The 19,573-nt window shown below is 62.0% G+C and carries 21 protein-coding genes; 7 read left to right on the forward strand and 14 right to left on the reverse strand.

What is annotated here, in order from left to right; genetic code table 11:
* Window positions 1–14: 14 nt before the first annotated feature.
* The 4 genes from HB676_RS08710 to HB676_RS33750 all read right to left on the reverse strand — a co-directional run bounded on the left by HB676_RS08710 (window position 15) and on the right by HB676_RS33750 (window position 1,167).
* Window positions 15–230 carry a hypothetical protein gene (locus HB676_RS08710; RefSeq protein WP_213737345.1) on the reverse strand — a complete coding sequence of 72 codons (216 nt, stop codon included), beginning with the start codon at window positions 228–230 and terminating at the stop codon, window positions 15–17.
* 117 nt (window positions 231–347) lie between these two features.
* The gene (locus HB676_RS08715) at window positions 348–569 is read right to left on the reverse strand and encodes a hypothetical protein (RefSeq protein ID WP_213737347.1); all 222 of its coding nucleotides are present in this window, start codon (window positions 567–569) and stop codon (window positions 348–350) included.
* A 111-nt stretch (window positions 570–680) separates the two neighbouring features.
* Entirely contained in the window at window positions 681–857 is a 177-nt protein-coding gene (locus tag HB676_RS08720; RefSeq protein WP_213737348.1) for a hypothetical protein, read from the reverse strand.
* 91 nt (window positions 858–948) lie between these two features.
* Window positions 949–1,167, reverse strand: coding sequence for a DUF2061 domain-containing protein (locus tag HB676_RS33750; protein WP_213737349.1), 219 nt, complete (start codon window positions 1,165–1,167; stop codon window positions 949–951).
* 230 nt (window positions 1,168–1,397) lie between these two features.
* On the opposite strand from HB676_RS33750, the gene HB676_RS08730 reads away from it, so the two are divergent.
* The 3 genes from HB676_RS08730 (at window position 1,398) to HB676_RS08740 (ending at window position 3,701) form a co-directional block, all read left to right on the forward strand.
* Window positions 1,398–1,667: a hypothetical protein gene (locus HB676_RS08730; RefSeq protein WP_213737350.1), complete on the forward strand. Its 270-nt coding sequence runs from the start codon at window positions 1,398–1,400 to the stop codon at window positions 1,665–1,667.
* A 228-nt stretch (window positions 1,668–1,895) separates the two neighbouring features.
* Entirely contained in the window at window positions 1,896–2,933 is a 1,038-nt protein-coding gene (locus HB676_RS08735) for a PrsW family glutamic-type intramembrane protease (protein WP_213737351.1), read from the forward strand.
* 171 nt (window positions 2,934–3,104) lie between these two features.
* The gene (locus HB676_RS08740) at window positions 3,105–3,701 is read left to right on the forward strand and encodes an HdeD family acid-resistance protein (protein ID WP_213737352.1); all 597 of its coding nucleotides are present in this window, start codon (window positions 3,105–3,107) and stop codon (window positions 3,699–3,701) included.
* Window positions 3,702–3,710: 9 nt separating this feature from the next.
* Here the strand turns inward: HB676_RS08740 and HB676_RS08745 are convergent, their stop codons facing one another.
* From HB676_RS08745 to HB676_RS08775, 7 genes are all read right to left on the reverse strand, one after another.
* Complete coding sequence (locus tag HB676_RS08745; RefSeq protein WP_213737353.1) at window positions 3,711–6,863, reverse strand: CusA/CzcA family heavy metal efflux RND transporter; 3,153 nt, start codon at window positions 6,861–6,863, stop codon at window positions 3,711–3,713.
* Complete coding sequence (locus HB676_RS08750; RefSeq protein ID WP_213737354.1) at window positions 6,860–8,266, reverse strand: efflux RND transporter periplasmic adaptor subunit; 1,407 nt, start codon at window positions 8,264–8,266, stop codon at window positions 6,860–6,862. Before HB676_RS08750 ends, HB676_RS08745 begins: the two co-directional genes overlap by 4 nt.
* Complete coding sequence (locus HB676_RS08755) at window positions 8,263–8,670, reverse strand: FixH family protein (RefSeq protein WP_213737355.1); 408 nt, start codon at window positions 8,668–8,670, stop codon at window positions 8,263–8,265. The genes HB676_RS08750 and HB676_RS08755 overlap by 4 nt, the downstream gene beginning before the upstream one ends.
* Before the next feature lie 95 nt (window positions 8,671–8,765).
* Window positions 8,766–9,134, reverse strand: coding sequence for a hypothetical protein (locus HB676_RS08760; protein ID WP_213737356.1), 369 nt, complete (start codon window positions 9,132–9,134; stop codon window positions 8,766–8,768).
* Window positions 9,135–9,255: 121 nt separating this feature from the next.
* Window positions 9,256–9,942 carry a TetR/AcrR family transcriptional regulator gene (locus tag HB676_RS08765; RefSeq protein WP_213737357.1) on the reverse strand — a complete coding sequence of 229 codons (687 nt, stop codon included), beginning with the start codon at window positions 9,940–9,942 and terminating at the stop codon, window positions 9,256–9,258.
* Window positions 9,939–11,147 (reverse strand): amidase, encoded by a 1,209-nt coding sequence (locus HB676_RS08770; RefSeq protein ID WP_218625674.1) that lies wholly within the window; start codon window positions 11,145–11,147, stop codon window positions 9,939–9,941. Before HB676_RS08770 ends, HB676_RS08765 begins: the two co-directional genes overlap by 4 nt.
* Window position 11,148: 1 nt before the next feature.
* Window positions 11,149–11,958, reverse strand: a complete 810-nt coding sequence (locus HB676_RS08775; RefSeq protein ID WP_213737358.1) for an isochorismatase family cysteine hydrolase — start codon at window positions 11,956–11,958, stop codon at window positions 11,149–11,151.
* 325 nt (window positions 11,959–12,283) lie between these two features.
* On the opposite strand from HB676_RS08775, the gene HB676_RS08780 reads away from it, so the two are divergent.
* Genes HB676_RS08780 through HB676_RS08795 form a run of 4 tightly spaced genes read left to right on the forward strand, consistent with a single transcriptional unit; the run spans window position 12,284 to window position 16,892 of the window.
* Complete coding sequence (locus HB676_RS08780; protein ID WP_213737359.1) at window positions 12,284–13,264, forward strand: BMP family protein; 981 nt, start codon at window positions 12,284–12,286, stop codon at window positions 13,262–13,264.
* Window positions 13,265–13,288: 24 nt separating this feature from the next.
* A complete protein-coding gene (locus HB676_RS08785) occupies window positions 13,289–14,878 on the forward strand; it encodes an ABC transporter ATP-binding protein (RefSeq protein ID WP_213737360.1) in 1,590 nt (529 codons plus the stop codon).
* Window positions 14,875–15,978, forward strand: a complete 1,104-nt coding sequence (locus tag HB676_RS08790) for an ABC transporter permease (RefSeq protein WP_213737361.1) — start codon at window positions 14,875–14,877, stop codon at window positions 15,976–15,978. The genes HB676_RS08785 and HB676_RS08790 overlap by 4 nt, the downstream gene beginning before the upstream one ends.
* On the forward strand, window positions 15,975–16,892 hold the full coding sequence (locus HB676_RS08795; protein WP_213737362.1) for an ABC transporter permease: 918 nt from the start codon (window positions 15,975–15,977) through the stop codon (window positions 16,890–16,892). The genes HB676_RS08790 and HB676_RS08795 overlap by 4 nt, the downstream gene beginning before the upstream one ends.
* A 128-nt stretch (window positions 16,893–17,020) precedes the next feature.
* Here HB676_RS08795 and HB676_RS08800 read toward each other — a convergent pair whose 3' ends face one another.
* The 3 genes from HB676_RS08800 to epmA all read right to left on the reverse strand — a co-directional run bounded on the left by HB676_RS08800 (window position 17,021) and on the right by epmA (window position 19,542).
* Window positions 17,021–17,272 carry a hypothetical protein gene (locus tag HB676_RS08800; RefSeq protein WP_213737363.1) on the reverse strand — a complete coding sequence of 84 codons (252 nt, stop codon included), beginning with the start codon at window positions 17,270–17,272 and terminating at the stop codon, window positions 17,021–17,023.
* 66 nt (window positions 17,273–17,338) lie between these two features.
* Window positions 17,339–18,490, reverse strand: coding sequence for a lysine-2,3-aminomutase-like protein (locus HB676_RS08805; RefSeq protein ID WP_213737364.1), 1,152 nt, complete (start codon window positions 18,488–18,490; stop codon window positions 17,339–17,341).
* On the reverse strand, window positions 18,487–19,542 hold the full coding sequence (gene epmA, locus HB676_RS08810) for an EF-P lysine aminoacylase EpmA (protein ID WP_213737365.1): 1,056 nt from the start codon (window positions 19,540–19,542) through the stop codon (window positions 18,487–18,489). Before epmA ends, HB676_RS08805 begins: the two co-directional genes overlap by 4 nt.
* Window positions 19,543–19,573 lie beyond the last annotated feature (31 nt).

Here is a 19,573-nt window from a genome sequence, read left to right on the forward strand (position 1 = left end):
GTCACTTCGGCAGTTCAAGCCGGCAATTCGCCTGACTGTTTTAATGCCGCGGCCGGTTTGGCGAGATCGTTCGCCAATTGCCTGAGCACCGCCGGATCACGGCTCGACAGCAGCCTGGCAAATTCATCCAACTCGAAGGGAAGATCAGAGAAGCCGGGAGCCGGCTGGCGCCATGCCCATTTGCGTCGAATCCATATGCGTAAACGGCGTAACATTGTCGACCCCGCCATTTTGCAATCACCTGCTGGAAGCCTTGCAGGAATGATTGGCTAGAATGATTGGAACGTCATCGACGTCAAACGGTTCCGGAGCGCCGGCATCAGGCCAGAAATTTTAGAATTGCATCGTCACTTCGGCGCCGCGGCCTGACCGGATTGGATATAGGGACCGGTCTGGATTCGACGAAGCACCGTCGCAACGTCTTCTTCGAAGGGGACGAGATGCTCCCGGCCGAACAGGATCGCCGATCCCGTGCCCTGCCCCGGCTGAACCATCAGGATTTGATCGAGGTTCACCAGAACCTCTCGTGCGGGTGGGCCCGGACGTTTGAGTGCGATGAAGGTAGCCATTTTATTGCCCCCGGTTCGGCGCGCCTGAAATCCGCTGACGCCGGGAACCTAGGCCATGTCCGTTGAAAAGGGCAACGGAATCCGTCGCGGCCTCGCCGGGAGGGGTGCGGCCTATCGCGCCGGCTCTATGACGTTGCAGTTGGTGCGTCCCGACATCAGGCAATCCTGCATCTTGCTGGCTGCGGTCAGCTCGTGCGCCAGCCACAGCCCCACCACCAACAGCACAACCGCAATCAGCAGTCCCGCCATCGCCGGGCCGCGATTTTCCTGTTGTTCGGGTTCACTCATCGCAGGGGCACCTTTGCAAGTCTTTATATTTGAGGAGTTTCTTGGTTGATCTGTCACTCACCGCATTTGTCGGAACGATACAGGAGTCCGTTCAGCGCCGTCCCCAGGGAACGGGCGCCCATACGCGTTCGTGAAGGTAATACCACGCAATTTTGGTGATGATCTCCATACCGGCAATTGAGCTGGCGATCGCGACCTTGCCGGTGAAAAACCAGCTGATCGCAAACGTATCGAGCGTTCCCAATGTTCGCCAACTGACGGCCTTGAGGATCGATCGCGTATGCGTCTCTGCTCCATGGAATAAAACCACCCGGCGCGCCTCCCTGGCTTTTCTTTGACACAACCTATCATGCGTCGCGCAGCGCCATGCCGCGCACCGGTAAATCCCGCTTTGCAGAATCGTCCGTGGACACGAATAGCGATTGAGGGCAATTTGGCTGGAGGAATCGATTAAACGCCTCGATTTAACTAAATAATCGTAACCTGCGTGGGATACGCAGACGTTCGTGATTGGTTTCATCTGTTATCGACGAGGTTGAAATGAAAATCTTTGCCGTGCTGGTTGCGGTTTGCGCATTGTCTTCGCCCGCTCTCGCCCAGAACTGCAGGGGGACGCCTGATGTCGATGGCCGGCTGGCCTGCCACGACAACTACGCACCCGCCGAGAAATCGACGTTGCCAAAACCCTCGTCGCCGGCGCCGGCAAGGGCGTCCGCGGGGAAGCCCGACCCCAATGCTTACATCGATGAAATCAGCGCCGAAGACGCGCGGATGCAGGCGCAGTTGAAGAACATCTGCCGGGGTTGCTGAACGGAAGTTCGACGGCGAAAACGCGCGCCGGCTGACTTGATCCTGCGGCGGCGGGCCGCTCAGCCAAAAACGAAAGCCAATCCGGAAAGTGGCGAATAAGCCACATTTGTCCCCGAATGCGCGGTTTTTGTGCCAAACTTCATCTCGGGGACGAGAAAACGGCGTAATCGCCCCAGATGTGTGGCGCCGGTGCCCGGTCCTCCAGACGTGGTCGTATGCGTTCGCTAGATGTTTATCCTTGAATCCCTTCCGACCGTGATCGGCACCGCCGCGGTGGCGCCTGCATTGCTGATCCTGTGGCTGGTGGTCGCCGCCGACGAGCGGCCCGGACCGCCCGCCAAAGTATGGACCGCCTTTGTGTTCGGCGCCGCCAGCATCTCGCTGTTGGGAATTCTGCGCGCGCCTTTCCTGTCGCTGCTCACGGCTCCCGAAAACCCATGGCTCGCGCAGGCGATGCATTCGCTGTTCGGCGTCGCCCTCCCCGAGGAAACCGTCAAGATCCTGGTCATCGTCGCGGTTTCGGCGCGGCGCAGCCGCTTCGCCGACCCGATGGACACCGTGGTCTATGGCGCGGCCGCCGGCCTCGGTTTTGCGGCTTACGAAAACCTCGCTTATCTCGTGCAGCATGCCGAGATGTGGCAATCGCTGGCGGCGTTGCGCAGCGTTCTGACCGTGCCATTCCACGGCGCGCTCGGCGTCATCGCCGGCGCGTACCTCGCAATCGCGCGATCCGGCAATGCCCTCGGCGCCCACCGGTATCACCGTGACCGGGCACGCTTCGTGAGCGGAATCTTGATCGTGTTGGCGCCCGTCGCACTCCATGCCGGTTTCGATTTCCCGCTGCTGGTGCTGCAGAAGAATCCGGACCTAGAATCGTCGACCCGTTTCATATTGGGGGCCGCCAGCGTCCTGATCGGATTCAGTTCGATCGGCTTTGCAATACGGCTGGTGCGGCGGCTCGGCCGTCACCACGCGCCGCGCACCGACGTCGCGCGCGAGCGGCTCAGCCAGTTGCGCCGGATGTGGGCGATGTTGGTGGTGGGCGGCGGCGCGGGGTTTGCCGGCGTGGCTTTCGTGCTGTCGTCGATCCATCGCTGGCTCCTCAATCCGGATCGCAACATGGCGATGGTGCTGATTCCGGTCGGACTGGTCTCGATCCTGGTCGGCATCGCGCTGCTGGTGGTCACCACCACGATCTATTTCCTCGGCCGAGACCGGATGCGCACGACTGCACAGGGCTTTTCATCCGCGCCCAATCGCGGTTGAGCCTTGTTGAATCTTGCTGTGTCTTGTCGATTCCTAAGATCAAAAGGCTCTGCGCAAGCCCGCCGCAGAAGTCGTTGATTTTACTCAACCCGCGTTCGAAACATATTTGCCCACACAGCGTTTGCGCACGCTATATAGAAGCCATCGCAGCGCCGCACCGGGAGCATCGCCATGACCCTTCCCCAAGACACACCGCAAGGCATTCCTCACGACATCACCGCCCTGCAAGCCAAAATGAGTGCGGCGGTTCGCGCGCATTGGAAGGCCTTCCTGATCGAGGGCATTTTGCTGGCGGTGCTGGGACTGGCCGCGATGATCGTGCCGCCGCTGGCGAGTCTCGCGGTCACGATTTTTCTTGGCTGGATGTTTCTGGTCAGCGGCATCGGCGGGCTCATACTGACATTCTGGGCCCGGCAGATGCCGGGCTTCTGGTGGTCGCTGATTTCAGCCGTGCTGGCCATTGGCGCCGGCATCATCCTGCTGGCGCAGCCGGTGCAGGGCACGCTGACCCTGACGATCGTGGTCGGTGCTTATTTTCTCGCCGAGGGCGTCGCCACCATCATGTATGCGCTGGAACATCGCCGCGAATTGTCGGAGCGATGGTCCTGGCTTCTGGTCGGCGGGCTGATGGATATCCTGATCGCGGGCATCATCATCGCGGGATTGCCGGGGTCGGCGCTCTGGGCGGTCGGTCTGCTGGTCGGCATCAACATGCTGTTTGGCGGCGCGACCCTGATCGGCATGGCGCTCGCCGCACGCAAGAGCTGATCCAGGACGTCAGCCGGCAAGTTCGGGCGTAGCTGACTGACAACTGTGTTCGCGCGGCAACCAAAAGCCCTTGGTCAGGCCGAAGATCGCCGGGATAACGATAAGCGTCAGCAGCGTCGAGGAGATCATGCCGCCGATCATCGGCACGGCGATGCGCTGCATGATCTCGGAGCCCGTGCCGGTGCTCCACATGATCGGCAGCAGGCCCGCCATGATGGCAACGACGGTCATCATCTTGGGCCGCACACGCTCGACAGCCCCCGCCATGATAGCGTCGTACAAGTCGCCGCGCGTCAGAGCCCTGCCCTCGAGTTCCCGGCGGGCCTTGATCTCTGCGAGAGCCTGATTCAGATAGATCAGCATCACGACGCCTGTCTCGGCTGCGACACCGGCCAGCGCGATGAAGCCGACGGCGACGGCGACGGATAGGTTGAAGCCGAGCCACCACATCAGCCAGAGGCCGCCGACCAGCGCGAACGGCAACGACAGCATCACGATCATGGTTTCCGTGATCGAACGGAAGTTCAGGTACAGCAGCAGGAAGATGATCAACAGTGTTACCGGCACGACGATCTTCAACCGTGCCGTCGCACGCTCGAGATATTCGTACTGGCCGCTCCACATCACGTAGTAGCCGGGCGGAAACCGAACGCTGGCCTGTACCGCGCGCTGCGCGTCTGCAACGTAGCCGCCAAGATCCCGGTCGCGGATGTCGACATAGATGTAGGTCGCCAACTGGCCGTTTTCGGTACGGATCGAGGACGGTCCCCTCGCCGGCGTTACCTTGGCCACTTCGCCCAGCGGAACAGCGCCGCCGGCGGGCATCGGCACCAGAACATCGTTGGCGATGGACTGCGGGTTATCCCTGAGATCGCGCGGATAGCGCATGTTCACGCTGAACCGCTGCCGGCCCTCAACTGTCGTGGTCACCGTCTGGCCGCCGAGCGCAGTCGCGATGACGTCCTGTACGTCCTGGATCATGATGCCGTAACGCGCCAACGCCTCGCGGTCGGGTGTCACGTCCAAATAGTAGCCGCCGATGCCGCGCTCGGCATAGGCCGATGAGGTGCCGGGAACGGCCTTGAGGACCTGCTCGATCTGCTTGGCGAGCTTGTCCATTTCGATCAGATCCGTGCCGATCACCTTGACACCGACCGGTGTCCGGATGCCGGTCGACAACATGTCGATCCGGGCCTTGATGGGCATGGTCCAGGCGTTCGAAACACCGGGAAACTGCAGCGCCTTATCCATCTCCGCAACCAGCCCGTCGACGGTCAGGCCGGAGCGCCACTGCTCCTTCGGCTTCAGGTTGACCACCGTCTCGAACATCTCGGATGGCGCCGGATCGGTCGCGGTCTCGGCACGGCCGGCCTTGCCGTACACCGACGCCACCTCCGGAAACGACCGGATGATCTTGTCCTGCGTCTGTATCAGTTCGCCGGCCTTGGTCATGGAGATGCCAGGCAGCGTCGTCGGCATGTAAAGCAGCGTGCCCTCATTGAGGCTCGGCATGAACTCGGTGCCGAGTTGACTCGCCGGCCAAACGGTGACCGCGAGCACGGCGACAGCGAGGATCACGACCAGCGTCTTGGCGCGCATCACGGCCTTGATCACCGGCCGGTAGATCCAGATCAGCAAACGGTTGATCGGATTGCGGTGCTCGGGAACGATCCGTCCACGAACGAAGATGACCATCAGCGCCGGCACCAGCGTCACCGATAACAATGCGGCGGCGGCCATCGAGAACGTCTTGGTGAACGCCAACGGGCTGAACAGCCGGCCCTCCTGCGACTCCAGCGTGAAGATCGGCATAAAGGACACGGTGATGACGAGCAGGCTGAAGAAAAGCGCCGGCCCCACTTCCGAAGCCGCCTGGATGAGGATGTCGATGCGGGATCTGTCCGGCTCCGCGCGTTCGAGATGCTTGTGGGCGTTCTCGATCATCACGATCGCCGCATCGATCATCGCCCCGATCGCGATGGCGATCCCACCCAGGCTCATGATGTTCGAGCCGAGGCCGAGCACCTTCATTGCGCCGAATGCCATCAGAATCCCGACCGGCAGCATCAGGATCGCCACCAATGCGCTGCGCAAATGCAGCAAGAACACGATACAGACCAGCGCGACGACGACGCTTTCCTCGAACAGCGTATGCTTGAGGGTATCGATGGCCGCGTAGATCAGGTTGGAGCGGTCATAGACCGGGACGATCTCGACCGATTTCGGCAGGCTCGATGCAATCTCCTTGAAGCGCTTCTTGACGTTTTCGATGACGTCGAGCGCGTTGACGCCAAAGCGCTGCAGCACGATTCCGCTCGCGACCTCGCCCTCTCCGTTCAGTTCTGTGATGCCCCGCCGCTCGTCGGGACCAAGCTCGACACGCGCCACGTCACGCAACAGCACCGGTGTGCCGTTGTTGGTCTTCAGCACGATGTTGCCGAGGTCGTTGATGCTTTTCAGATACCCTTTGCCGCGGATGACGTATTCGAACTCCGAGAGCTCGACCGTGCGACCGCCGACATCGGCGTTGCTGGCGCGAATAGCATCCCGCATCTTCGCCATGGTGATGCCGAGATCCCGCATCCGTTGCGGATCGAGGATCACATTGTACTGCTTGACGAAGCCCCCGACGCTCGCCACTTCCGCGACGCCTTCGGCCTTGGCCAGCGCGAATTTAAGATTCCAGTCCTGGATGGTGCGCGTGTCGGCAAGGTTCAGTTCCCTCGACATCACCGCGTACTGGTAGACCCAGCCGACGCCCGTCGCATCGGGGCCGATGGTCGGCGTCACGCCCGCCGGCAACCGCGAGGCGGCGCCGTTGAGGAATTCGAGCACCCTCGATCGCGCCCAGTAGATATCGGTGCCGTCCTCGAAGATGACGTAGACGAACGAAACGCCGAAGAACGAGAAGCCGCGGACGACCTTCGATTTCGGCACCGTCAGCATCGCCGTCGTCAGCGGATACGTGACCTGGTCCTCGATCACCTGCGGCGCCTGTCCCGGATATTCCGTGTAGACGATGACTTGCGTGTCCGAGAGATCCGGAATCGCGTCCAGCGGCAAATGGACCAGCGCATAGATGCCGGCCGCAGCGGCGAAGCCGGCGCCGAACAGCACCAGCACCAAGTTGCGAGCCGACCAGGCGATGAGGCGCGCGATCATGGCTGGGCCCCCTCGGAGAAGCCTTTCAGCGCGGCCTTCAGGTTGCTTTCCGCATCAATCAGGAAGTTGGCGGAAACCACCACCGGTTCGCCCTCGGCGACGCCCTTGCGGACCTCGACATAACCGTCGCCTCGCTGGCCCAGTTTGACATCGCGAGGTTCGAAGCGGCCCTGGCCCTTGTCGACAAAGACGGCCTGCCTGCTGCCGGAATCCATGACCGCGCTCTGCGGAATGGACAAGACAGGGTCACCATTGCCGGTGTCTATTTCCGCGTCGACATACATGTCGTGAAGCAGCACCAGGTCGGGATTGGGCAAATCCACGCGAACACGCGCCGTCCGTGTCTCCTTGTTGATCTCCGGATAGATCGCCTCAATCTTCCCCGAGAATTCACGCCCGGGAAAGCTGCGAGCCTTCACGGTGGCCGTTTGACCGATAGCAATGGCGCCGAGATCGCGTTCCGCGACGTCGATCAGCGCCCAGACCGCCGAATGATCGGCGATCCTGAACATCACGCCGCCCGGCTGAACGCGCATTCCTTCGATCGCGTTGCGCTCCAGAACGACACCGTCACGCGGCGCGGTCCACTCGATGGAGGTCAGCACGTTCCGGTTTTTCTCGATGGCAGCAATCGCCGCCTCCGGCACATCCAGGTTCATCAGTCGCTGCCGCGATCCCCGGCCGTATGATGTATCTGCGCTGATTGCCTTGGAGGTGATGGTGGCGAGATACTCGGCAGCCGCGGAAGACACCGCAGGGATGTAGACTTCCATCAGGAGCTGACCCTTGACGACGTGCGCCCCCGTCGTGACGTCGGCGACCTTCAGAACGAAACTTTCGGACCTCATGGAGATGACGGAGATCCGCCGTTCGTCGAGCGCAATGGTTCCCGGCGCACGGATGATGGTACGGATCACGCGTTTGGCCGCAGGCTCGGATTTCGCACCGGTACGCTGGATCTTGCCCGGCGACAGTTTCACCGAACCGTCGTCGGTATCGTCGCCTTCGTAGACGGCGATGTAGTCCATTCCCATGGAGTCCTTCTTCGGCGTCGGCGACGTGTCCGGAAGACCCATGGGATTGCGGTAGTATTTGATCTTGCGCTCGGCGCCGCCGGCGGATGTCGTCGGCATTGTTTCCGGAGCCTGCTCGTCGAAACTCACGTCGGCGCTGGCAGGAACCGCGCGGTAGTCGCGGCCGTCAGGGGTCTTCCTCGGCGTGAGCGAGTAGAGGGGCGCGCCGTCCGGGTCCTGAAAATAGATCGGCGCACGGATTTCCTCGGCCGCGGCGGGGCCGGCCATCGCGATGACCGAGGCTGGCGGCCGACGCGCGCCAGCGACGAATCCGATGCCTGCCGCCGCGATCAACGCGGCGGCAGCGCTTGCGATCATGACGCGGCTCATTTCTGTGCCGTGATGACGAGCTTGTTTTCGACGGTACCGGTCTCGCCCTGAACCTTGGCGCCGAGCGAAAGCTGCCAGCGACCGGCCATCCCAAAGGTTGCCTTGAACCTGTAAGTGCCGGGCTCGGCGCCCGGTACCGGGACGATCCTGGTGGCCATCTCCTGCATGCCCTCTGGCGCCATGTCCAAACGGGTCGCGAAGATCACGGCATCCGGTACCGGTTTGCCCGTTCTGGTGTCCGTGAGCCGGACCGTGATGACCTTGTCGGGGCCGGCCTGCACGGTCTGGTCGACGAGTTCAAACTTGTAGTCTTTGATATCAGCGAAAGCGGAAGAGCTTGCGCCACCGATAGCGGCAGCGATCAGCGCCGCCCTGACGGCGCGCGTGTAGGTGAACGTCTTCATGGTTATTTCCTCGATAATCCTGGGAACGGCCGCAAAGCGGCGTGCGTCGTCCGTGCGCTAAGGGCGTACGAACGCAACCGGCGCCGAGGCGCCAGTCAGACCAGGTTTCGAGGAGGTTGGTCGGGAGGCGGACGATTCAGCCCGACGGCGGGGGCATCATTGAGAACCAGATGCACCGTTCGGACGGGATGGCGCAGCGGCATGGCTGCTGTCGCCGATGGGCCCGCCTGAACCGTCTTCAGGACGCACATCGCGACGAGCGGACAATCCTGGCAACCCTTGTTTTTTTCACTGTCCGGGCAGCACGGCATATCCGTGGACATCGACATGTCCATAGACATCGACATATCCGTCATACCGCTCATCGATGACTGAGCCGCCGCCGGAGTGACCAACGGGGCCGCAGCCAGAGCGACGGTCACGAAGACCGCGAGAGCCAGATTGAGCAATCGTCGAAAATCCATAGCTTAACATCCCACGGCCCGGGGGACTTTGGAAGACGGCCGACTTCACATCTTCGCTAAAATCCCCAAAGGAATGGCGCCCGCCGCGCGAAACGGCCGATCTAAATCGCCAAATAGCGGACTATGTTTTCCTGGAAAGATAGGCTGCAAGCATGCGCCGGGCATCGGCCCGGCGCTCGGCCCGCCATTTGGGCTTTGACAGGTCATGGCCGAATTCGTTCGACAAGGTATGAACATTGGTCAGGTGAAACTGGCTGAGCGCGGCAATCATGATGTAGAGGCGAAGCGGGTCGATATCGGCGGTCAGTTTTCCTTCCGCGACGCCCCGCGACAGCAGCCGTTCCGTCATCGATAACACCGGAGACGACATCTCGTGAATGCGCGGCGACTTCTTCATGTTGCGCGCCTTCATCAGATTTTCTGCCCGCAGCAGGCTGACGAGATGATCGTTGCGCTCGAAATGGCCGTTCATGAAATCGAATAGCTGAAGCAGTCCTTCCAGCGGATCGAGATGTTCGACGTCGAGCGTGAGCTCTTCGGCACGCAATGCCGCCAAGGCATTTTCCAGAGTAGCGATATAGAGCGCCGATTTGCTGCCGAATTGCTCGTACAGCATCCGCGGATTGGTCCCGGCCTTACGGACGATACGGCTGATGCGTCCACCGGCCAGACCATGGGTGACGAACTCCGCCGTGGCGGCCCGCAAGATTTCTTCACGGTTCTGTTCCGCCGAGCGGCGCGGCCGGCGCTGGGTGGACGTTCGACGCTTGCCCGTTGCAGCGTCGGGTGCGGAATCCCGATACGTCATGCCTGCACTTTGGAAGTAGCGACCTTTGCCCAGGGACTTCCGATCTCGAGCAACGCGCGATCATGCCCTGAAGAGCCGACAATGGACAGGCCGACCGGACATCCGTCCACCTCTCCGACCGGGACGCTGATCTGCGGCAATCCAGTGTGGCCCGCAATCGACGTAATCGTGAGCGCTCGCTGGTAGAAGTCGGAATATTCCGATGATGGCGCGTCCTTGCGCAGCGCCACGCGGGGTGTGGTCGGGATCACCAGCCCGACGCCATCACCGAGCATCGCGCGAACGCGGGCGGCAAGCGATGCGCGAACCGGGGTCCAGCGCGCGATTTCGGCCGGCGTGATCGTCGAGGCCTCAGCAAAACGCGCCGCGATCGCTTTGCCGAACCGGGGCTTCGCTGAGCTTATCCACGGCCCCAGCGACTGCCAGATCCCCGCGCATTGAACCACGCGGTAGCACTCCAGCCATTCTTCCGGCGCACCATCAAACAATGTGATCTCGTCGGAAATTCCGATCGCCGCGCAGCGCGAACGCAGCAACGCAGAAACCTCCGGATCGGCCAACGCGAACGCGTCGCCTACCAGCCGTAGCGTGCGGATCGGAGCTACATCGGCCTTCGGCAACAGTGCGTCGCCGGCAAGACTGAGTGTCCTGATGTCGCGCGCGAACCAGCCGACGGTGTCATAAGAGGGCGAGAACGGAATGACGCCTTCGACGGACACCGCGCCATGGGTCGGCCGGAAGCCGAACACGCCGACAAAACTTGAGGGCACGCGAACCGAACCGCCGGTGTCGGTACCCAAGGCAAAATCGACCAGCCCGGCGGCGACCGCAACGCCCGACCCGCTCGACGATCCCCCGGGAATCCGGTCAGGGCATGCCGGATTGATCGGTGTGCCGTAATGCGCGTTGGCGCCTTCGAGGCCGAACGCCAGTTCGTCCGTAGCGGTTTTCCCGTTCAGCGTCGCACCCGCCGCGAGCAACGCGGCAACTGACGGCGCCGATGTTGCCGCCGGTTCGTGTGCGTTCAACCAATCTGGATTGCCGCCGCCGGTTCGCGTCCCCGCCACATCGATCAGATCCTTGACGGCGAAGGTCAGTCCGCTCAGCGGTCCTGCCGCGGTTGGCTCAACAACAAGCCGCGGCCCCGGCACAAACGCACCGAAGTCATCGGCAATTTCTGCGATCGGTGTCGGCGCGCTGGTCAACTCAGGCTCCCGCGCGTTTGCCGAGCGACGCGATCACCGCACTGGAATCGGTGACAAAGCCGAAACACTTTTTAACGTTCCAGATGGTCGCTTCGGTACAGAAGGCGGGCGATGTCGTGGCGCAGCAGTCCTCGACCAGGATACAGCCATAGCCGAGGAAATTGGCGTCGGTGAGCGAATGCAGCACGCATTGATCGGTGTTGACGCCCGCAAACAGGATCGAGCGCACACCGAGGTTGCGCAGGATGCTGTCCAAAGGCGTATCCCAGAAACCGCTGATACGATATTTGTCGACCTTGATGTCTTCCGGCGCCTGCGCGAGTTCGTCCACTACGGCCGCCGCCCATGAATCCTTTTCCAGCACGCGTGCGCCATTGTGCGGCAAGGGATCGCCGAGCCCCACGCCGATGCCGTGGGGCTTGTAAAGATGGATCTGGTTCGGCGGCATGTTGGCCAGATCAGGCCGATTGCCCCAATTCACCCAGATCACCGGCACGCCCGCCTCGCGTAGCGCGGGCAGCAACCGTTGCAGCGGCTCGATCGGCTTGCGGTCCGGCCGAAAGTCGGCGCCGAGATGATCGACCCATCCGCCCGGCGCACAGAAATCGTTCTGCATGTCGATCACGATCACCGCGGTGCGCAACAGATCGACCGTCACGTTTTGCGGTGCGCAGGCAATCGTGACCGGAACCGGTACAGGCGCCGGCCGCGCCATATCGACTTCGCGTTCGCTTGCCCACCAAGCGAACTGACGGCCGAGTCCAAGTTGACTGCCGGTTGAAACCTCTACCCGCTTCTCAACTGCGTTCATGTCTGCCTCCCTCATCCGGCAAGGCACTGTCTTGTTGCCATGCCGCGCAGCACTCGATGCGCTTCGCGTGCTTGGTTGCAAGTTCGTTGCCAAAAAAATTCGAGAGGAAATTCAGTCTCTCTCGCTGCACCGGGCGCGCGCATGCCTAGGAATCCGACAGATCAAACGCGATCCTGGATAAAAAGTAAGCACTTATTTGTTTCGCACGTCCTTTTTGGTGCTCAGGAGCAATAAAATCAAATACTTAACTCCTTGGCACGGCGCTTGCTGATATTCCGGCGCGAACCAATTCTCCTTCCAAAAACCATCTCATGCGGGGGTTTCCATGACGTCACGCCGCCTGCTCCTGAAGGGAGCGCTGCTCACCGGTGCGTTTGCATATTTCACGATATGCGCGCCCATCGCCAACGCCGCCGACGCGCTCAAAGTCGGCATTCTGATTCCGGGATCGAAGTCCGACAAGGGCTGGATGGAGTCGTCCTACGATGGCTTGACCGCCGCACAGAAAAAATACGGCGACAAGATCCAGGTCCAGATGATCGAGAACATCAACTACGCCGACATGGACCAGGCACTGACGAATCTCGCCGGCAAGAACGATCTGGTGATCGGCGTCGGTGGCCAGACCCAGGCGTCGGTGTACAAGATCGCGAAGCGTTTCCCGAAAGTCCACTTCTCGATCGTCGGCGGTAATGAGGGCGAAAGCGCGCCCAACGTCGCCGGATACGACGTCAAGCAGGCCGAGATCGCCTATGTCGCGGGCGTCGCGGCGGCGATGCTGTCGAAGAACGGTGCCATCAGCTATGTCGGCGGTCTCGAAATCCCCTCGATCGTCAATGCCGGCAAGGAATTCGGCAAGGGCGCGAAGTCCGTCAACGCCAATATCAAGTACTTCGAAAACTACACCGGCGATTTCGATGACGTTGCCAAGGCCAAGGAAGCGACGCTCGCCGCAATCGCCCAGGGCGCCGACATCCACTATCACATCCTGAATCTCGGCCTGCGCGGCATGGAACAGGCCGCCAAGGAAAAAGGCACCCACATCATCGGCAGCTATACCGATCGTTGTGGCAGCGATCCGCTCTATGTCGCCTACTCCATCACCGGCACCGGCTATCAGGTACAGTATGCGATCGACGAAGCGGTCAAGGGCACGTGGAAAGCCGGTTACAAGGAGTTCGGCCTGAAGATGGGTCCGGAAGCCTCCGGTATGGTGATCTGCGGCGGAACCCCCGAGCAAAAAGCCAAGCTCGATGCCGTCATGAAGGATATCATGTCCGGCAAGATCACCGTGCTCAAGGGCTGAAGTCGCAAGCCGGAATATCAAGCGATGAATATGGCGTCCGCACCGGCGGAGATCGTGGCCGAACCGCTTCTGTCGCTCTCGGCGATCACGAAGCGGTTCGGCAACTTCACGGCCTTGTCGGACGTCTCGCTGGATATACGCCCCGGCGAAATTCACTGCATTCTCGGCGAGAACGGCGCCGGGAAATCCACTCTGTGCAATCTCATCTTCGGCGTCCACCGGCCGGATGGCGGCAGCATGCGCTATCGCGGCGCGAGCTTTCAACCGTCGGGCCCGGCGGATTCACTCGCTCAGGGCATCGCGATGGTGCACCAGCATTTCAGCCTGGTGCCCGACATGAGCGTGGTCGATAACGTTCTGCTCGGACGGCAGCGCGGTCTTCTCAACCGCGCCGAATGCGCCCGGCAACTCGAGAAGCTTGCCGTCGATTACGGCCTGCCGCTAGACCCCTTTGCCAAGATCGAGGATTTGTCGGTCGGTGAGCGGCAGCGCGTCGAAATCGTCAAATGCCTGATCCGCGATCCCTCGCTGTTCGTGCTGGACGAGCCGACAGCAGTGCTGCTGCCCGACGAGATCGCAGCACTGTTGGACGTCTGCCATCGCGTCGCTTCCAGCGGACGCGCGGTCGTGCTGGTGACGCACAAGCTTGCCGAAATCAAGAAAATCGCGGACCGGGTCACGGTGCTGCGCGGCGGACGTGTGGTCGCGACCTCGGACAAACCCGCAGCCGAGATCGACGCGCTGGTCCGCGCCATGATCCAGGGCAATGTCGATACGCTGGATCAGTCGGCCGCCTCCATCCTTGGCCTCGAGCCGGTCAAACACATCGGCCACGGTACAGAAAACGACAACACTCCCAAGACAAAGGTCGAGGCGCTGCAGATCGATGGCCTCACCGTCAGGGATTATCAGGGCGTCACGCGGCTCGATAATTTCACGCTGACGGTGGACCGGGGCGAGATCGTCGGCGTCGCCGGCGTTGAAGGCAATGGGCAGAGCGAACTCACCGCGGTGCTCGCGGGCATGATGACGCCGTCGGAGGGCAAGATTTATCTCGGCGACATCAACCTTACAGCAAAATCGCCGAAGGAAATCACCGCCGCCGGGGTCGGAATCGTCCCGGAAGACCGCCACGCCGTCGGCTGCGTGACCGGAATGAGTCTGGCCGAAAATATCTATCTCAACCGGCTCGATGAATTCACGCGCTTCGGCTTTCTCCAACGCTCGGCGCTGGAACGCGAAGCGGCCGCGCTGATGCAGCGGTTCGACGTTCGCGCCCGCGGACCCGGCGCGCTGTTTTCCAGCCTGTCCGGCGGCAATCAGCAGAAGGCCGTGCTGGCGCGGGAAATCACCCTGCCCAACCTGACTTGCCTCGTCGCGGCCCAGCCGACGCGAGGGCTCGACGTCGGCGCGGTCGCCGCAGTCTATAGCCACATCCGCGCCGCCTGCGAACGCGGTGTGGCCATTCTTCTGGTTTCCTCCGAACTCGACGAATTGCTCACGGTGGCAGATCGTATCGTCGTGCTTTACCGGGGCCGGATCATGGGATCTTGTGTGGCCGATCCTGATCGGCGCGAAGCGATCGGCGCGATGATGGCGGGGCAGCCGCAATGACGACAACAGATCAACAACCCTCGTCGGCGGCCAAACTCACATCCAAGTTCGGTTTCGCCGCGCGACCCGCGTTGCTGGTGCCGGTGCTGGCGGTGGCGTTTGCCGCCCTCGTTGGCCTCGCTTTGATCGCTGCGATCGGCGTATCGGTGCCGAATGCGCTCGCGGCCTTTATCGACGGCACGCTCGGTTCGCCCTATGCCATCGCAGCCTCGATCAACCGCAGCACGGTGTTCGCGCTGGTCGGGTTTGGCTTTGTGCTCGCCAACCGCGCCAACCTGACCAATGTAGGCGGCGAAGGACAGATCGCGGTCGGCGGCATCGCGGCGACGGCGGTGGCGCTTTACGGCCATGTCGATGGCTTGCCGCTTGGGCTCGCGTTCATCTTGCCGATGCTGGCCGCAATCATCGCCGGCGCGCTGTGGGGCGCGCTCGCGGCTGTGCTCAAGGTCAAATCCGGGACCAACGAGGTGATCAGCACCTTGCTGCTGTCGTTCATCGGAGTCTGGCTGCTCTATTGGTGCGTGCAATCCCCGGCCCTTTTGCGCAAGCCGATGACGAGTTCGGCGACTCTTCCAGAGTCGCTCGAAATTCCCGACGAGACCAAGCTTCCGTTGTTGACCGGCGATTATTCCTTTCCGCTGCACATCGGACTTCCGCTCACCATTATCCTTGCGATTGTCGTCGCCGTGCTGCTGTCGAAGACCGTGCTCGGCTTGCGGCTTCGTGCCGTCGGCCTCAATCCGGTGGCCTCGAACAGGGCTGGCATTTCCTACACGCGAACGGTGATCTTCGCGCTCGCGATGGCGGGGGCGCTGGGAGGTCTCGCCGGCGCGCTGATGCTGCAGGGCGAGCAATACACGCTGAAAGACGGCTTCTCATCGGGATACGGGTTTGACGGTCTCGTCGCCGGGCTGTTGTCGCGCGGTTCGGTTACCGGCGTCATCGCGGCCTCCTTGCTGTTCGGATTCATGCGCTCCGGCGGCATCAATATGGAAATGGTGGCCGCTGTCCCGACCGCGCTGGTCGTGGTCATTCAGGGGCTGATCGTGATCACGCTGGCAGGTGCAACGCTGTTCATCGAACGATGGGAGCGGAAATGACCTGGGAGCTCTTCGCCGTCTTCCTCGGCTCGTCCATTCGCCTCGCGACGCCGCTATTGCTCGCCGGAATCGGCGAGATGGTGAGCGAGCGTGCCGGCGTCCTCAACATGAGCATTGAGGGCATGATGCTCACGGCGGCATTCGCCGCGGCGGTGGGATCATGGGCGACCGGCGATCCGATGCTTGGCCTCCTGATCGGTATTATCGCGGTTCAGCCCATCGCGCTGCTGCAGGCTGTGCTGAGCAACACGCTGCGCGCCAACCAGATCGTTTCGGGGATCGGCATCAACATCCTGGTATTGGGGGCGACCACGCTGGCCTATCGCGAGATTTTCGGCGCGCGCTCCCGCGCTGAAATTCCAGGCCTCGCCAAGATCAAGCCGCCTCTGCTGGGAGACATTCCGGTGATCGGTTCTGCCGTGTTCGAACAGGTATGGCTGCTCTATGCAGGCATCGCGCTGATCGTGGCAACCGCGCTGGTGCTGCGCTACACGTCAATCGGCATCGCCATCCAGGCCGCGGGCGCCGAACCCAAGGCCGTCGATAAATCAGGTCTTTCCGTGACCCGTATTCGCTACGGCTGCGTCCTGTTCGCCGGGTTCATGGCCTCGCTGTCCGGCGCTTTTCTGTCGATCGGCGACATCCATACGTTTACCGAGGGCATGACCAGGGGCGCCGGGTATCTCGCCATCGCCTCGGTAATCTTCGGTAAATGGAGAATCGGCGGCACTGTGTTCGCGTCGCTGCTGTTCGGCGCAGCAACGGCCCTGCAATTCCAATTGCCGGCGCTCGGGATTGCCGTTCCGAACGCCTTACTGATTATGCTGCCCTACCTGCTGGCGCTGCTGGCGGTCGGCGGGCTGGTCGGCCGTCAACTCGCGCCCGCAACCCTGGGCGAACCGTACCGCCGGTAGTCATTCGCATCAGAGCCTTATCGGTTCTGATTGAATCAGAACCGGGCTCTGAACTTTCGTTTTGACGCGTTTTCTTCACGCGAACCGGTATCCACTTCGCTCGAAAACGCTCTGGTGGACCGGCCCGCTCAGCAGCCGCGGCAGATGCTTTTGATCGACTTGTCGAGCGCGGCATCCTCGCGATTGGCCGCACTGTTCGGGTCGCTGAGGTTTTTCTCGTTCGGCACCTGATCGGCGCGCGGCTGGCGGTGTCCGACCGGCGCCGGTAAGGGACCGCCCTGTCTCGACGATGCCCCGTTGGGCTGGTTTCCGGTCTGCGCGATCGCCGCAGGGCTGGCCGCCAGGGCCAGCAGTGTCATCGTCATCAACAATTTTCGCATCTTGCTTCTCCCGTCGCAGAGAAATGCATCTCATCCGATCATCCGTCAATGATGCCTTCGCGGCAATCAAGATTTCGGCGGATAAAGGTGCACGTCACCACAATAATCGACGACACGATAGCGGGTTTCCGCGTCATGATCACCTTCCTGGGAGAAAGAATTTGCCTGAAAGGAAGAATCTGTCCGGGAAAAAGAATTCAAATTTGAAGAAGAATCATCCCTCGACAGGTAATTCGGGCCGACCGGCGCCTTGCCATGGCCACCGGGGATATCGATCACGTAATCCGGCTGACACAATCCGGACACGCTTCCCCGCAATTCCCGCATCACTTGCTGGCCGTGCTCCAGCGTCGTTCGCAGATGCGAAGTGCCGGGCGCGAGATCGCCGTGGTGCAGATAATAAGGTTTGATCCGGCATTCGACCAAGCCGCGCATCAGCGCTTCCAGCGTCGCGGCATCATCATTGACGCCGCGCAGCAGCACCGACTGGCTCACCATCGGAATCCCGGCATCAATCATGGCGGCGCAGGCCGCGCGGGCCTTGGCCGTCAATTCCCTGACATGATTGGCATGCAACGCGACCCACGTGGTCGCACCGTCGATCTTCAGTGCCGATACCATCTCACGCGTGATCCGCGCGGGGTCGGCGACTGGCACACGCGTATGAATCCGGATGATCCTGACATGATCGATCGCAGCCAGATCCGTCATCACCTCGGCGAGCCGGCGCGGCGACAGCATCAGGGGGTCGCCACCGGTCAGGATGACCTCCCAGATTTCCTTATGGGCGCGGATATAATCGAGCGCGCCGTCGTAAGCCGGCTGCGGCAACGCGTTCGCCTTGCCCGGCCCGACCATTTCGCGCCGGAAACAAAACCGGCAATACACCGCGCAGACATGCACCAGCTTGAACAGCACCCGGTCGGGATAGCGATGCACGATGCCGGCGACCGGCGAATGCACGTGATCGCCGATCGGATCGGCGCTCTCGCCGTCGCGGCTGATCAATTCCGCGGCGCTCGGAATGAATTGCCGCGCGATCGGATCGTCGGGGTCCTCAGTATCGATCAGCGCCGCCATGTCGGCCGTGACGGCGACCGCGTAGCGCGCCGCAACTCTTTCCAGATCGGGCAGATCGGCGGCAGGCGCCAGGCCGCGCGCGACCAGATCGCTTGGCGTGCGCAGCGTTGCAGCCGAGGCGAGATTGATTTTGCTCATGCGTCACCCGCCGGCGGCGTCCATACCACCTGATCGATTTTCAACGCACCGCTCGCCAGCATCACCAGCCGATCGAATCCGAGCGCGACGCCGCTGGCGGCCGGCATCTGGCCGACCGCATCGAGAAAATCCTCGTCGAGTGGATAGCGCTCGCCGTAACGTCTTTGTTTTTCGTCCATCGCCTGCGTGAAGCGGCGGCGCTGCTCCGGTGCGTCGGTCAATTCGCCAAATCCGTTGGCGAGTTCGACGCCGCAGGCATAAATCTCGAAGCGCTCGGCAACGCGCGGATCGGACGCCTTGGCGCGCGCCAGCGCCGCTTCGGGAACCGGATATTCAAACAGCACGGTCAGACGTCCCTGCCCCAGATTGGGCTCGATATGCTCGACCAGCACCTTGCTGAAGATATCGGACCAGGTGTCATCGTCCGATATCCGAATTTTTTGTTTCGCCGCATCGGCCAGACGCGCGCGATCGCCCTCGCCGTCCCTGATGGTCGCGAGCAGGTCGATGCCGGCAAAGCGTTCGAACGCCGCCGCCACCGTCAACAGCTCCGGCTCGGCGAAGGGATCGGCGATCCGTCCGCGAAACGAAAATTGTCCGATGCCGGTCGCCTGCGCCGCATGGGCTATAATTACGACGCAATCGGCCATCACGGCGCCGTAGGTCGCCTCCGCGCGGTACCATTCCAGCATGGTGAATTCCGGCAGGTGCAAAGTGCCGCGCTCGCGGTCGCGAAACACCCGCGCGAACTCAAAGATCTTCGGCTCGCCGGCGGCCAGCAATTTCTTGCAGGCGAATTCCGGCGAGGTGCGCAAATAGCGTGTCACGCGGGTGCCGTCCGGACCGGCCAGCTCGGTCCGCGGTGCATGCAGATGGGTCTCATTGCCCGGCGAAACCTGCAGAATCGCGGTCTCGACTTCGGTAAAGCCCTGTTCGTCGAACCAGGCGCGCACCGCCTTGCCGATAGCGTTCCGCGCCAGCAAGAACGGCCTGGAATCGGCATGCCGCGAGGCCGACCACCACGGCGAAACCGGATCGTTTTCGGCGGTCAACGAAACACCCCATAAATGGCCGGTTTTAAGG

It is taken from the genome of Bradyrhizobium sp. dw_411 (assembly GCF_018449695.1).
Taxonomy (GTDB): Bacteria; Pseudomonadota; Alphaproteobacteria; order Rhizobiales; family Xanthobacteraceae; genus Bradyrhizobium.

Coding starts and splice junctions, on each gene's coding strand:
- HB676_RS08710 (WP_213737345.1), bottom strand. CDS start 230: ATGGCGGGGTCGACAATGTTACGCCGTTTACGCATATGGATTCGACGC.
- HB676_RS08715 (WP_213737347.1), bottom strand. CDS start 569: ATGGCTACCTTCATCGCACTCAAACGTCCGGGCCCACCCGCACGAGAG.
- HB676_RS08720 (WP_213737348.1), bottom strand. CDS start 857: ATGAGTGAACCCGAACAACAGGAAAATCGCGGCCCGGCGATGGCGGGA.
- HB676_RS08730 (WP_213737350.1), top strand. CDS start 1,398: ATGAAAATCTTTGCCGTGCTGGTTGCGGTTTGCGCATTGTCTTCGCCC.
- HB676_RS08735 (WP_213737351.1), top strand. CDS start 1,896: ATGTTTATCCTTGAATCCCTTCCGACCGTGATCGGCACCGCCGCGGTG.
- HB676_RS08740 (WP_213737352.1), top strand. CDS start 3,105: ATGACCCTTCCCCAAGACACACCGCAAGGCATTCCTCACGACATCACC.
- HB676_RS08745 (WP_213737353.1), bottom strand. CDS start 6,863: ATGATCGCGCGCCTCATCGCCTGGTCGGCTCGCAACTTGGTGCTGGTG.
- HB676_RS08750 (WP_213737354.1), bottom strand. CDS start 8,266: ATGAGCCGCGTCATGATCGCAAGCGCTGCCGCCGCGTTGATCGCGGCG.
- HB676_RS08755 (WP_213737355.1), bottom strand. CDS start 8,670: ATGAAGACGTTCACCTACACGCGCGCCGTCAGGGCGGCGCTGATCGCT.
- HB676_RS08760 (WP_213737356.1), bottom strand. CDS start 9,134: ATGGATTTTCGACGATTGCTCAATCTGGCTCTCGCGGTCTTCGTGACC.
- HB676_RS08765 (WP_213737357.1), bottom strand. CDS start 9,942: ATGACGTATCGGGATTCCGCACCCGACGCTGCAACGGGCAAGCGTCGA.
- HB676_RS08775 (WP_213737358.1), bottom strand. CDS start 11,958: ATGAACGCAGTTGAGAAGCGGGTAGAGGTTTCAACCGGCAGTCAACTT.
- HB676_RS08780 (WP_213737359.1), top strand. CDS start 12,284: ATGACGTCACGCCGCCTGCTCCTGAAGGGAGCGCTGCTCACCGGTGCG.
- HB676_RS08785 (WP_213737360.1), top strand. CDS start 13,289: ATGAATATGGCGTCCGCACCGGCGGAGATCGTGGCCGAACCGCTTCTG.
- HB676_RS08790 (WP_213737361.1), top strand. CDS start 14,875: ATGACGACAACAGATCAACAACCCTCGTCGGCGGCCAAACTCACATCC.
- HB676_RS08795 (WP_213737362.1), top strand. CDS start 15,975: ATGACCTGGGAGCTCTTCGCCGTCTTCCTCGGCTCGTCCATTCGCCTC.
- HB676_RS08800 (WP_213737363.1), bottom strand. CDS start 17,272: ATGCGAAAATTGTTGATGACGATGACACTGCTGGCCCTGGCGGCCAGC.
- HB676_RS08805 (WP_213737364.1), bottom strand. CDS start 18,490: ATGAGCAAAATCAATCTCGCCTCGGCTGCAACGCTGCGCACGCCAAGC.